The organism is Microbacterium sorbitolivorans (genome assembly GCF_003327285.1).
In the GTDB taxonomy this organism is placed as follows: domain Bacteria; phylum Actinomycetota; class Actinomycetes; order Actinomycetales; family Microbacteriaceae; genus Microbacterium; species Microbacterium sorbitolivorans.
The window spans coordinates 254264-266330 of sequence record NZ_KZ848473.1 but is presented as its reverse complement, the minus strand read 5'-3'; the positions used below and the strand labels follow the sequence as shown (position 1 = coordinate 266330).

Here is a 12067-nt window from a genome sequence, read left to right as displayed (position 1 = left end):
TCGTTCAGGCGCTCGCCGGCAGCAGCGTGCGCAGGTAGTCGCGATTGGTCGCGCAGACGCCGAGGCTGTCGCCGCCGTACTGTTCCATGAGGAACGGGCCGCGGAAGCCCAGCTCGATCGCGCGGGCGACCACCTCGCGGTAGTTGATGAGGCCGAGCTCCATGCTCGTCGGCACCGAGGTGAACCAGCTGCCGTCGCCCGCCTCGTCGCGGGCGTAGTTCTTCACGTGCCAGTACACCGCGTAGGGCAGCGTCTTCTCGTGCATCTCGCGCCAGTCGTCGATGGGGCGGTGCAGGCGCACGAGGTTGCCGATATCGGGGTTGAGGCCGACGTTGTCGAGGTCGATCTCCTCGATGAGCCGCACGGCGCTGTCCGCGGTCCCGAGGTAGGTGTCCTCGTACATCTCGAGCGCCATCGGCAGCCCCACGGAGGCGGCGTGCGAGCCGAGCTCGCGCAGGCGCCGCACCGCGAGGGCGCGGGTGTCCTCGTCGTCCGGATCCACCGGCCCCGGCGCCGTCCAGAACCACAGCGCCCTGCGCTGGGCCTCCGAGAACGGCTGGTGCAGGCCCGTGGAAAAGACGCGCATGCCGAGTTCGGCGGCCGCGTCGATCTCGGCGTGGGCATGGGCGAGGTTCTCCTCTCCCCTGCCCGGCTCGATGACGCTCTGGCGCTGCACGTGCACGCTCGTCAGCTCGACGCTGTGGCTCGTCGCGATCTGCTTCAGCAGCCCGCGGCGCTCTGGCGTGAGCTCCGACGGGCGGATGTGGCTATCGGCGATCTCCACCGCCGTGAACCCGAGGTTCTCGATCTGCGCAAACATGGCGTCCCAGGTCTCGGGCGGCGCGTCGTGCAGGCGGGTGCCGTCGCGGCCGACGGCGGCGAAGCCGTGCATGCAGGTCGCTATCGGCCAGGTATCGCGGGTCAAGGGTGCGCTGATCATTCGGCTCAACTCCGTTGTTGAAGAACGAGAAAATCCGGCCGCGCAGGGTCGTGAGACCCCGCACGACCGGATTCATTCAGCTTAGAAGCCCTCGGCGATGTGGTGGTAGACCTGGTTCCACTTCAGCTCGTTGCGGAAGCCGCGGAGCGTCGTGTCCTCGTCGATCGCGAGCAGCTCGATGCCCGCCATCTCGGCGAAGTCGCGGTAGATGTCGAGACCCACGGCCGTCGACATGACGGTATGGTGCGCGGCTCCCGCCGCCATCCAGCACGCCGCCGACGTCGGCAGGTCGGGCTTCGGCTGCCACACGGCGCGGCCGACGGGCAGGTTCGGCAGCTCCGGCGGATCCACGTTCTCGACGACGTTCGCGACGAGGCGCAGGCGCGTGCGGATGTCGCTCAGGGCGACGACGACGGCCGGGCCGGCGTCGGCCGTGAAGACCAGGCGCACGGGGTCGGCCTTGCCGCCGATGCCGAGCGGGTGGATCTCGACGCGGGCCTTCGCGCTCGACAGCGACGGCGACACCTCGAGCATGTGCGCGCCGAGGATCTTGCCGTCGCCCGGCGTCAGGTCGTAGGTGTAGTCCTCCATGAGGCTCGCGCCGCCCTCGCGACCCGCGCCCATGACGGCCGAGAGCCGCACGAGGATGGCGGTCTTCCAGTCGCCCTCGCCGCCGAAGCCGTAGCCCTCGGCCATGAGGCGCTGCACCGCGATGCCCGGCAGCTGCTTGAGCGCGCCGAGGTCCTCGAAGTTGTCGGTGAACGCCTTGAAGCCGCCCTCGTCGAGGAAGGCGCGCAGGCCGATCTCGATCGCCGCGGCGTCGCGCAGCGACTCGTGACGCTCGGCGCCGGGGAGCAGCTCCTCGACGACGTCGTACTGCTCGATGTACTCGGCGACGAGCGCGTCGATCTGGGCGTCGGTGGCCGCGTCGACCTTCTCGACGAGCTCGTTCACGCCCCAGGTGTTGACCTCGGTGCCGAGCTTCGTCTCGACCTCGGTCTTGTCGCCCTCTGTGACGGCGACGAAGCGCATGTTGTCGCCGAAGCGGGCGACCTTGAGGCTCTTCGCCTCCGCGATACCCGCGGCGGCGCGGATCCACGTCTCGACCTCGCCGAGCACGCGCGGGTCGCTCGCGTGACCGACGACGGTCTTGCGGGCGTTGCCGAGGCGCGTGGCGATGTAGCCGAACTCGCGGTCGCCGTGCGCGGCCTGGTTCAGGTTCATGAAGTCGAAGTCGATGTCGTTCCACGGCAGCTCGACGTTCGCCTGCGTGTGCAGGTGCAGGAGGGGCTTGTTGAGCTCCTCGAGGCCCTTGATCCACATCTTCGCGGGGCTGAAGGTGTGCATCCAGACGACGACGCCGATGACGTCGTCGGCCGAGTTGGCGTCGAGCATGGCGCGGCGGATCGAGTCGGCGTCCGTGAGGACCGGCTTCCACTCGATGGGTGCGGGGATCTGCTCGGCGCCGTCGAGCAGGGCAACGACGCCCTGCGACTGCTCGGCAACCTGGCGCAGCGTGTCCTCGCCGTAGAGGCCCTGGCTGCCCGTGAGGAACCAGACCTTCTTGTCTGCGTATGGCTTAGTCATGGGGTCTCAGCCCTTCTGTCCGTAGACGTTCTGATAACGGTCGTAAAGCGAATCGATGTGGGTCTGCTCGATCGGCAGCGGCTCGCCCAGCTGGCGCGAGACGTGAACCGTCTTCGCGACCTCTTCCAGCAGCACGGCGGTCTTGACGGCGGCCTTCGCCGACGTGCCGATCGTGAAGGGGCCGTGGTTCTGCATGAGCACGGCGGTCGAGCGGTGGCCCGTGAGGGTCTCGACGATGCCGTGACCGATCGAGTCGTCGCCGATGATCGCGAATGGGCCGACGGGGATCGGCCCGCCGAACTCGTCGCCCATCATCGTGAGCACGCACGGGATCTCCTCGCCGCGCGCGGCCCAGGCGGTCGCGTACGTCGAGTGCGTGTGCACGACGCCGTTCACGTGGGCCATGTGGCGGTACACGTAGGCGTGCGCCGCGGTGTCGGACGAGGGGTTGCGGGATCCCTCGAGCAGGTTGCCGTCGAGGTCGCAGACGACCATCGCGTCGGCATCGAGCTCGTCGTAGCTGACGCCCGACGGCTTGATGACGAGCACGTCGTCGAAGCCCTCGGTGCCGGGCACGCGCTCGGACACGTTGCCGGCCGTCCACGCGACGAGGTTCCAGCGCGGAAGCTCGGCGTGCAGGTCGGCGACGCGCTGCTTTGCGGCGTCGATGGCGGCGCGCATGGGGCCGTCTGCGGGAAGTGTGGTCGTCATCTCGTCTCCTGGGGTCACTTCATGGTGCGCGCCGCGACGCGCTCGGTCTCGAGTCCCTCGGCCCAGCGGTCGAGGAAGGCTGCGTGGTCGGCGACGGCCGACGGGTCAGCCTCGACGGTCGAGGTCTCCTCGCCCGCGAACACGGCGGATCCGAGCCACTCGGCGAGCGACTCGTCGGCCTCAGCGAGCGCGTAGGCCGCGAGGAGCGCCATGCCCCACGCTCCGCCCTCGCTCGCGCCCTCACCGACGGTGACGGGCGCGCCGAGCGCCTCGGCGAGCAGGGTCTGCGCGACGCCGGCGGTGCGGAAGACGCCGCCGTGCGCGCGGATCCCGTCGACCGCGACGCCCTCGGCGGCGAGGGTCTTCATTCCGAGCGCGAGGGTCGCGAAGGATCCGCGCACCTGCGAGCGGGCGAGGCCCGCGAGGGTGAGGCGCGAGTCGGGCGTGCGCGCGACGAGCGGGCGACCCGCCTCGAGGCCCGCGATCGGCTCGCCCGAGAGGTGGTTATAGGCGTAGAGGCCGTCATCGGATCCCTGTTCCAGGGCCCCGGCGAGGAAGGCGCCGAACACGTCGTCGGCCGACGCGTCGGATCCGATCGCGCGCGCGAACTCGCGGAAGACGCCCGCCCACTCGCCGATCTCGCTGGCGCCGTTGTTGCAGTGCACCATCGCGACCTGGTGGCCGGCGGGGGTCGTCACGAGGTCGATTTCCTCGTGGCGCGACGCGAGCGCGTTCTCGAGCACGATCATCGCGAAGATGCTGGTGCCGGCGCTGACGTTGCCGGTGCGAGGGGTGACCGCGTTCGTCGCGACCATGCCGGTGCCGGCATCGCCCTCGGGCGGGCAGACGAGGGATCCGGCGGCCAGCGTGCCGGACGCGTCGAGGAAGGCCGCGCCGTCGGCGGTCAGGCGGCCGGCCGATTCGCCCGCCGAGCGGACCTCGGGGAGCACGGCCTCGAGGCTGAGGTGCGAGGCGCCCGCCTCGTGGATCAGCGACTCCGCGGCCGCGAGGCGCGCCGCGTCGTAGCCGCCGGTCGCGGAGTCGATCGGGAAGACGCCCGACGCGTCGCCGACGCCGAGGATCCGCTCGCCCGTGAGCTTCTCGTGCACGTAGCCCGCGAGGGTGGTGACGTGGGCGATGCGGGCGACGTGCTCCTCGCCGTCGAGCACGGCCTGGTGGAGGTGGGCGATCGACCAGCGCAGCGGGATGTTGATGTCGAGCGCGTCGGAGAGGGCCGCCGCGGCGCGGCCCGTGTTGACGTTGCGCCAGGTGCGGAACGGCACGAGCAGGTCGCCGGCCTCGTCGAACGCGAGGTAGCCGTGCATCATCGCCGAGACGCCGATGGCGTCGATCGTCGAGGGCGCCTCGCCGAGCGCGGCCACCAGGTCGGCGTACGCGGCGCGAACGCCCGCGTGCACCTCGTCGAGCGAGTAGCTCCAGAGGCCGTCGATGAGCGAGTTCTCCCACTCGTGACTGCCGACGGCGAGAACGGCGCCCGAGGCGTCGGTCAGGCACGCCTTGATGCGCGTGGATCCGAGTTCGATGCCGAGCGCGGTGGCGCCGGAAGAGGACAGCTGCGTCATTGCTTCGCTTTCGTCGAGGGGTGCTGAGATTATGTTAGCGCTCACATGTGGTGCGCGCGACCCCGTCCGCGTGTCTATCTCGGCGGGCCGTCGACGCTCTCGCGCTCGACGAGCTCGGGCAGCAGGCGCGCCGCCTCGCCATGCGTCAGCAGCGCGCGCACCGCCGCGCGCCCCAGCTCCGCGAAGGGCTGCCGCACCGTCGACAGCGCGGGCGACAGGAACGCGGATCCCTCGACGTCGTCGAAGCCGACGACCGAGACGTCGCCCGGCACGCGGATCCCCGCCTCACCGAACGCCCGCATCGCGCCGATCGCGAGGTAATCGTTCGCCGCGAACACGGCGGTCACCTCCCCCGCCGCGACGGCGGCGGCGATCTCGCGACCCGCGTCGTATCCCTGCCGCGCTCCCCACCCGCCGGCGGGCAGGATCCGCACCTCGGCGCCGCGCTCCCGCGCGCGCTCGCCGAAGCCGCGCGAGCGCTCGATCGCGTCGAACCAGTCGGCGGGGCCGCCGATGTGGGCGAGGCCGCGGTGTCCGAGGTCGACGAGGTGATCGGCCACGCGGGCCGCGCCCGTGGCCTGATCGACCGCGATATAGGCGACCTGCGATTCGCGCGGCGCGTCCGAGCGCGCCGCGATCACGACGATCGGGATCCGCACGGGCGCCTCGTCGAGGAGCTTCGCGACCTCGACGTGCGGGGCGACGACGACGATGCCGTCGACGCCCTGATCCATCAGCTGCTCGATCGCGGCGCCCGGGTCGTCGGACGCGACCGTCGCGATCGACACGAACAGGCCCTCGTCTCGCGCGGCCTGCTCGACCGTGAGGACGGTGCTCGAGGGGCCGAAATGCGCCGTATCCGTCGCGACGATGCCGATCGTCGCCGACCGGCTCGTCGCGAGCGTGCGCGCGGCCTGGTTGCGGCGGTAGCCCAGCTCGTCGATCGCGGCGAGCACGCGCTCGCGCGTCGATTCCTTCACGTACGAGTGGCCGTTCAGCACCCGCGAGACGGTCTGGTGCGAGACGCCCGCCGCCGCGGCGACGTCGGCCATCGAGGGCGGACGAGTAGAAGGCATGCGCACCAGCGTATCGCCCACCCAGCCGCCATTCAGACACGCCCGCCGTGCACTTCGATTGGCGCGAGCATCCGGATCCCCGTAATGTATTCCTTGTTGCCGGGGCGAAATGAGCTCCGAAGACATGCGCCTCTAGCTCAATCGGCAGAGCAATTGACTCTTAATCAATGGGTTCAGGGTTCAAGTCCCTGGGGGCGCACCACAGAAGGTCCCGATCCGCTGGAAACAGCGAATCGGGACCTTTTTCGTGCGCCGCGGCGCGGGCACCAAAAGGCCCGACCCGCGCACATCACGGGCGCCGGGCCTTCCGAGATGCGGGAGGAGGATACTCACGCCGATGGTGCGCACCGTGTTGTCGGCGTGCAGATTCTCGAGCGCGCGGTAAGCACCGATCGTCTTGTCGAACGACTTCGGGCATGCCTGGTGCAGGATCAGCAGGTCGATCTGGTCGATGCCGAGCTTCGCGGCGCTCTTGTCGAACGCGTGCAGCGACTGCTCGTAGCCGTGGTCGACCGTCCAGACCTTCGTCTCGACGAACACGTCGTCGCGGGCGAGACCGGAGCGCTTCCCCCCCTCGCCGACTCCCCGCTCGTTGCCGTAGTCGGCGGTGGCGAACGCGCCCATCGCGATCCTGCGCTACCGGGCGGGTCAGAACCCGCGAGACACCGCGCTCATCAAGCTCATCGGCGAGCTCTCTACCCGCAGCGAGGGTTTGCGCACCCGCTGCGCCGCGCACGACGTGCGTACCCACGACACGGGAGCCAAACGGTTCCGCCGCCCCTGTTCGGCGAGATCACGCTCGACTTCGACGCCGAGACCCTCGCGCTGCTCACCTCGTGGGTCGCGGAACAGCGGCAGGCGGCGCGGCAGGCCGGCTGACGGCCCCGTTCCTTTCAAGGTGCCCGGAGGACGGCGCGTACGCACCCGGCGCCTATGTCGTCGCCGGTAGCCTGAGGGCATGGTCGCTCTCGCCGAAGATCTCGCTTTCGCCCTCCGACTGGCGGACGCCGCCGACGAGCAGACGATGTCGCGCTTCGACCGCGCCGACCTCGCCGTCAGCCTCAAGGCCGACCGGTCGCACGTGACCGAGGCAGACCTCGCCGCGGAGCGCGCCATCCGCGACCTCATCGAGGCCGAGCGCCCCGGCGACGCCATCTTCGGCGAGGAGTACGGCGCGACAGAGGGCGACCGCCGCTGGATCATCGACCCGATCGACGGCACCGCGAACTTCTTGCGTGGCGTGCCCGCCTGGGGCACCATGATCGCGCTCGAGATCGACGGCGTCATCAGCGCCGGCGTCGTCAGCATGCCCGCGATGGGCCGCCGCTGGTGGGCGGCCAACGGTCTCGGCGCCTTCACCGACGGCGACCGCCGCATCGCGGTGTCGGGCGTCGACTCGCTCGACGAGGCGTCGCTCAGCTTCCAGTCGATCGCGCAGTGGCGCGACGCCGGCCACCTCGACGCCCTCCTTGCCCTGCAGGAGCGCGTCTGGCGCGACCGCGCCTATGGCGACATCTGGGCCTACATGCTCCTCGCGGAGGGCCGCGTCGACATCGTCGGCGAGTTCGACGTCAAGGAGTACGACGTCGCGGCCGCCGCCGCCATCGTGCGCGAGGCTGGCGGCCGGTTCACCTCGCTCGAGGGATCCGACTCGCTCGACACGCTCTCGGCCATCGCCACCAACGGTGCCCTGCACGACGACGTCCTCGCGGCGCTCGCAGGGGGATCCGAGTGAAGCGCGCCGCCGCCGTCCTCGCCCTACCCGTCGCGGCGCTCGCCCTCGCGAGCTGCTCCGCCGACGCGGACGCCGATCCCACGCCCGTCTCGACGCCGACGCAGGCCGTGACGACGCCCGCCGTCGACATGACGTGCGACTCGATCATGCGCACCTCGTTCGTCGACCAGCTGAAGGACCTCGGCTGGGGCGCCCAGGCCTCGCAGTTCCGCATCGGCGAGCACGTGCTCGACGGCGGGATCCAGTGCGTCTGGGGCGACGAGTCGGGCCTCGACAGCGGCCAGATGTACGGCTGGGCGCCGATCGACGACGCCACCTCGACCGAGATGCAGACCTACCTCGAAGACAACGGGTGGATCCACTCCGACGACGGCGAGTACGTCTACCTCAGCGAAGACCCCGAGCGCAGCTACGCCGAGAACGCCGACGAGGTCATCACCTACCAGTTCGCGCCCGGTTGGGTCGCGCTCGCCGACACCAAATCCGGACTCGCGCTGGTCACCTGGCGGGGCTGACCGCGCCCCTCGATAACATCGAGTCATGGCCCAGCACACGTTCTTTCGCGGCGCGAAGCAGGTGTCGGTCGTCGCGCTTGCGACGCTGACGCTCGCCCTCGCGGCGGGCTGCGCATCGACCCCCACCGACGCGATTCCGTCCGAGACGGGCGCGTGGTGGGGCGCGGCGACGGCAACACCGACGCCCACCGCGACCAGCACGCCGACCGCGACGCCCTCCCCGACCGCGTCGGCGCCGAGCGCCGGCACGGGCTCGCAACCGGCGGATCCGCAGACGCCCGCGGAACCCGGCGCGACAACGCCTGCGGATCCGTCCGCCGAGCCGAACGCGGATCCGTCGTCGGAACCGACCACCGCGCCGACGAGCACCCCGACGCCGAAGGCGAGCAACACGGCGGATCCGGGGCTCCCCGACGCGACCGCGGTCGCGAAGGAAGCCGTGCGGGCGCGCGCGCTCTCGCGCAGCGGCCTGATCTCTGAGCTCGAGTTCCGCGGCTACACGACCGAGCAGGCCGAGAAGGCCGCCGACGCATGCGGCGCCGATTGGAACGCCGAGGCCACGGAGGCCGCCCAGGGTTACGTCGACTCAACCGCGTTCTCGCAGCAGATGCTCATCACGCAGGTCACCTACGACGGCTTCACGACCGAGCAGGCGACGTACGGCGTCGCGCATGTCGAGGCCGATTGGAACGCCGAGGCCGTCGAGGCCGCGAAGCAGTTCTCCGGCGGATCGCCCGTGCCCCGCGCCGACGTCGTCACCTATCTGGGCGAGCAGAAGTTCACGGCGGACCAGGCCGAGCACGGCGCCGACAGCCTCGACTACAGCGGCGTTGAAGAAGAAGAAGAGCCCGCAGAATGACGAATGCCCCGGAACCGTGAGGGTTCCGGGGCATTCGCGTGAACAGCATGTGCATTGCGGTCGTGGAGCTGGCGGGAATCGAACCCGCGTCCAGCACCGGTTCACTAAGGTTTCTCCGGGCGCAGTCTATGGAGGCGTTCTACTCGGCCCCGATCTTTAGCACAGACACATAGATCGACGGGCCCAGCCGCAGAAAAGTCCCGTGACACGTCGCGACCCCGTGTCACAGCAAGATCCCTAAATGACGTTAGGGTCCGTGGCGGGATCGCCCACGGTCTAACGGACTCGGGCTCGCTTAGGCAGCGAGGGCGAAGTCAGTGCGCTTAGAGTTGGCACTTATTGGTTTGCAGAGAGCGTTTACGAGATAACTCTGCATCCTCGGCCCGCTTCACTCAGATCAGCAGCGACTGTCGAAACCGATCAGCCCCGGGATCCTTCGTCGAAGGGAACCGCATACACACGCTGTGGAATTGCCACCACGCTCTCGCGTGATCGAATCGGGATTGCTCCCGAGCAGTTCAGTCTACCCCATTACGAGGCGACGGCGTAGCCCAGCGCGGCGAGCGCCACGCACCCGATCATCGTCACGAGGGTGCCGACGACGCCCGCGGTGATGCGGCGATCGAGCAGCAGGCGCGCGGCGTCGACCGCCGCCGTGCTGAACGTCGTGTACCCGCCGAGCAGCCCCGTGCCGACGATCGTCAGCCACATCCCGGGTACCGCGCCCGTGAGCGCGCCGAGGGCGAAGGATCCGGTGAGGTTGACGAGCACGATTCCCCACGGATACCGCGCCCGGATCCGCGCCGGGACGGCGTTGTCGACGAGGTAGCGGAGTGCTGCGCCGACGCCGCCCGCGGCGCCGACGGCGAGGGCCAGGAGCAGGGTCATTTCTTCTCCCCCGCGCCCGAGAAGCGGCGGCCGAGCAGGATCCCGATGGCCGCGCACGCCGTGCCCAGCACGACCGTCGCGAGCGCGTAGGCGATGCCGAGGGCGACGTCGCCGCCCGTGACGAGCCCGGCGGATCCGAACGCGAACGTCGAGTAGGTCGTGTAGCCGCCGAGCACGCCGGTGCCGGCGAACAGCCGCACGCTCGCGCGGCGGCCCTCGTCGGGCCCGCGCATCCTGAGCGCCGTCAGGAGCCAGCCGAGAATCAGCGCACCCGAGAGGTTAATCGCGAAGATGCCGACGATGCCGGGAACCGCGAGGCCCAGCAGATATCGCACGACCGTGCCGATCGCGCCGCCGAGACCGACGAGGATCGCGGGGTGTAGCCTCACGTATTTCTCCCTCTCTCCTCGTGCAGTTTATGCCGCGCCCCGCGACGCGAGACAATGGAGGGATGGATGACCTGCTCGTGCCGCCCGGCCCCGGTGCCCCGGGTGGCATCCGCGTGCCCGCGGCCGAGCTCGTCGAACAGTTCTCGAGGTCGTCGGGCCCCGGCGGCCAGGGAGTCAATACGACCGACTCGCGCGTGCAGCTGAGTTTCGATGTCGCGTCGTCCGCGTCGTTTACCGACGCGCAGCGTGCGCGGATCCTCGCGAAGCTCGGGCGCCCCGTCGTCACGATCGCCGCGTCCGAGGAGCGCTCGCAGCGGCAGAACCGGCAGGCGGCTCGCGCGCGGCTCGCGGAGCTCCTGCGCGACGCCGTCATGCCCGAGGTGCAGCGTCGGGCGACGAAGCCGACCCGCGGATCGCAGCGGCGCAGGCTCGAGGGCAAGCGCCAGCGCGCGGAGCTCAAGCAGTCGCGCCGCCGCCCCGCGGGCGACTAGCGGCTACAGGGTGCGCTCGATCTTCTCGATCGCTTTGCCCTTGGCGAGCTCGTCGACGACCTTGTCGAGGTAACGGATCTTCTGCATCAGGGGATCCTCGATCTCCTGCACGCGCACGCCGCAGATCACGCCCGTGATGAGCGACGACGCGGGGTTCAGGTCGGCCTCGGCGAAGAACGTCTCGAACGTCTTCTCCTCGGCGATCTGCGCGTCGATTCCCATGTCGTCGTAGCCCGTGAGCCACGAGATGACCTCGCGCAGCTCGGCCTCCGTGCGGCCCTTGCGCTCGACCTTCGCGACGTAGAGCGGGTACACCGATGCGAACGTCATCTGAAAGACGCGCTGATTGCGATCCATGGCTCGAGCGTACGCCACGCCAGCTACGCTGATTCGGTGCGAAGCATCCTCCGGTCCCGAGCGATCACCGCGATCGCGCTCTGCTCGATCGCCGTCACGGCCGCGGGGTGCGGATCCGATGGCCCGGCGAACGGATCCGAGACCGTCGGGTTCCCGGACGTCACCGCGTTCGATTACCAGCTCGGTGGCGCGTACACGCCGCAGGACGACGTTGAGCTCGTCGTCCGCGACCGCACGGCGGAGCCCGAGGACGGCGTGTACTCGGTCTGCTACGTCAACGCCTTCCAGACACAGCCGGGCGACCTCGATGCCTGGTCGAGTGACCTCCTCCTGACGCGCGACGGCGAGCCCGTCGCCGACCCGGACTGGCCCGACGAGGTGCTGCTCGACACGTCGACGGCCGACAAGCGCGACGCGATCGCCGAGGTACTCGGATCCTGGATCCGCGGGTGCGCGGACGACGGGTTCGACGCCGTCGAGTTCGACAACCTCGACAGCTTCTCGCGATCGGGCGACGCGCTCACGATCGACGACAACCTCGCGCTCGCCGAGAAGCTCGCGGGCATCGCGCACGAGGCGGGTCTCGCCGCCGGGCAGAAGAACTCGGCCGAGCACACCGACCGCCTGCGGAACGACGCCGGCTTCGACTTCGCCGTCGCCGAGGAGTGCGCGGCGTACGACGAGTGCACGGCGTACACCGACGCGTACGGCGACGCGGTGATCGACATCGAGTACACCGATACGCTCCCCCGTAGCTTCGCGGAGGTGTGCGCCGACGCCGACTCCCCCGCCGCGATGATCCTGCGCGACCGCGACCTCGTCACGCCCGACGACGAGGACTACGTGCTGGAGCGCTGCCCCAGCTGACGCGCTACTCGGCGCGCCCGCGGTCGGTTACTCATTCACGACGCTCGCCGAGCTGTACTGGGACCTGCA

15 protein-coding genes, 1 tRNA gene and 1 other RNA gene are annotated in these 12067 nt (G+C 70.1%); 7 read left to right on the top strand and 10 right to left on the bottom strand.

The window, feature by feature from the left end:
• Positions 1 to 4: 4 nt before the first annotated feature.
• The 5 genes from DTO57_RS01360 to DTO57_RS01340 form a co-directional block, all read right to left on the bottom strand.
• Positions 5 to 940, bottom strand: coding sequence for a sugar phosphate isomerase/epimerase family protein (locus DTO57_RS01360; protein WP_114116434.1), 936 nt, complete (start codon positions 938 to 940; stop codon positions 5 to 7).
• An 81-nt stretch (positions 941 to 1021) separates the two neighbouring features.
• Entirely contained in the window at positions 1022 to 2527 is a 1506-nt protein-coding gene (gene araA / locus DTO57_RS01355; RefSeq protein WP_114116433.1) for an L-arabinose isomerase, read from the bottom strand.
• 6 nt (positions 2528 to 2533) lie between these two features.
• Complete coding sequence (locus DTO57_RS01350; RefSeq protein ID WP_114116432.1) at positions 2534 to 3238, bottom strand: L-ribulose-5-phosphate 4-epimerase; 705 nt, start codon at positions 3236 to 3238, stop codon at positions 2534 to 2536.
• Positions 3239 to 3252: 14 nt separating this feature from the next.
• On the bottom strand, positions 3253 to 4821 hold the full coding sequence (locus DTO57_RS01345; protein ID WP_114116431.1) for an FGGY-family carbohydrate kinase: 1569 nt from the start codon (positions 4819 to 4821) through the stop codon (positions 3253 to 3255).
• Positions 4822 to 4895: 74 nt separating this feature from the next.
• Entirely contained in the window at positions 4896 to 5897 is a 1002-nt protein-coding gene (locus DTO57_RS01340) for a LacI family DNA-binding transcriptional regulator (protein WP_229730342.1), read from the bottom strand.
• A 126-nt stretch (positions 5898 to 6023) separates the two neighbouring features.
• On the opposite strand from DTO57_RS01340, the gene DTO57_RS01335 reads away from it, so the two are divergent.
• Positions 6024 to 6099: transfer RNA gene (locus DTO57_RS01335), tRNA-Lys, on the top strand.
• On the opposite strand, the gene DTO57_RS01330 is transcribed toward DTO57_RS01335, so the two are convergent.
• Positions 6078 to 6521 (bottom strand): aldo/keto reductase, encoded by a 444-nt coding sequence (locus tag DTO57_RS01330; RefSeq protein ID WP_114116429.1) that lies wholly within the window; start codon positions 6519 to 6521, stop codon positions 6078 to 6080. The genes DTO57_RS01335 and DTO57_RS01330 overlap by 22 nt on opposite strands.
• On the opposite strand from DTO57_RS01330, the gene DTO57_RS14835 reads away from it, so the two are divergent.
• Genes DTO57_RS14835 through DTO57_RS01315 form a run of 4 tightly spaced genes read left to right on the top strand, consistent with a single transcriptional unit; the run spans position 6505 to position 9006 of the window.
• A complete protein-coding gene (locus DTO57_RS14835; protein WP_222843211.1) occupies positions 6505 to 6846 on the top strand; it encodes an MmyB family transcriptional regulator in 342 nt (113 codons plus the stop codon). The two genes, DTO57_RS01330 and DTO57_RS14835, sit on opposite strands and share 17 nt — an antisense overlap.
• A 9-nt stretch (positions 6847 to 6855) precedes the next feature.
• The gene (locus DTO57_RS01325; RefSeq protein ID WP_114116428.1) at positions 6856 to 7632 is read left to right on the top strand and encodes an inositol monophosphatase family protein; all 777 of its coding nucleotides are present in this window, start codon (positions 6856 to 6858) and stop codon (positions 7630 to 7632) included.
• On the top strand, positions 7629 to 8147 hold the full coding sequence (locus DTO57_RS01320) for a hypothetical protein (RefSeq protein ID WP_114116427.1): 519 nt from the start codon (positions 7629 to 7631) through the stop codon (positions 8145 to 8147). Before DTO57_RS01325 ends, DTO57_RS01320 begins: the two co-directional genes overlap by 4 nt.
• A 25-nt stretch (positions 8148 to 8172) precedes the next feature.
• Entirely contained in the window at positions 8173 to 9006 is an 834-nt protein-coding gene (locus DTO57_RS01315) for an Ltp family lipoprotein (RefSeq protein WP_114116426.1), read from the top strand.
• A gap of 60 nt (positions 9007 to 9066) precedes the next feature.
• Here the strand turns inward: DTO57_RS01315 and ssrA are convergent.
• From ssrA to DTO57_RS01300, 3 genes are all read right to left on the bottom strand, one after another.
• Positions 9067 to 9434: a transfer-messenger RNA gene (gene ssrA, locus DTO57_RS01310) on the bottom strand.
• A 103-nt stretch (positions 9435 to 9537) separates the two neighbouring features.
• Positions 9538 to 9894 (bottom strand): fluoride efflux transporter FluC, encoded by a 357-nt coding sequence (locus DTO57_RS01305; RefSeq protein WP_114116425.1) that lies wholly within the window; start codon positions 9892 to 9894, stop codon positions 9538 to 9540.
• Positions 9891 to 10283, bottom strand: a complete 393-nt coding sequence (locus tag DTO57_RS01300) for a fluoride efflux transporter FluC (RefSeq protein ID WP_114116424.1) — start codon at positions 10281 to 10283, stop codon at positions 9891 to 9893. Before DTO57_RS01300 ends, DTO57_RS01305 begins: the two co-directional genes overlap by 4 nt.
• A 62-nt stretch (positions 10284 to 10345) precedes the next feature.
• Here DTO57_RS01300 and arfB point away from each other — a divergent pair, with 62 nt between their 5' ends.
• Positions 10346 to 10774 (top strand): alternative ribosome rescue aminoacyl-tRNA hydrolase ArfB, encoded by a 429-nt coding sequence (gene arfB, locus DTO57_RS01295; protein ID WP_114116423.1) that lies wholly within the window; start codon positions 10346 to 10348, stop codon positions 10772 to 10774.
• Positions 10775 to 10777: 3 nt separating this feature from the next.
• On the opposite strand, the gene DTO57_RS01290 is transcribed toward arfB, so the two are convergent.
• Entirely contained in the window at positions 10778 to 11131 is a 354-nt protein-coding gene (locus DTO57_RS01290) for a DUF2200 domain-containing protein (protein WP_114116422.1), read from the bottom strand.
• 36 nt (positions 11132 to 11167) lie between these two features.
• Here DTO57_RS01290 and DTO57_RS01285 point away from each other — a divergent pair, with 36 nt between their 5' ends.
• Positions 11168 to 11998, top strand: coding sequence for an endo alpha-1,4 polygalactosaminidase (locus tag DTO57_RS01285; protein WP_222843210.1), 831 nt, complete (start codon positions 11168 to 11170; stop codon positions 11996 to 11998).
• The last annotated feature ends 69 nt before the right edge of the window (positions 11999 to 12067 follow it).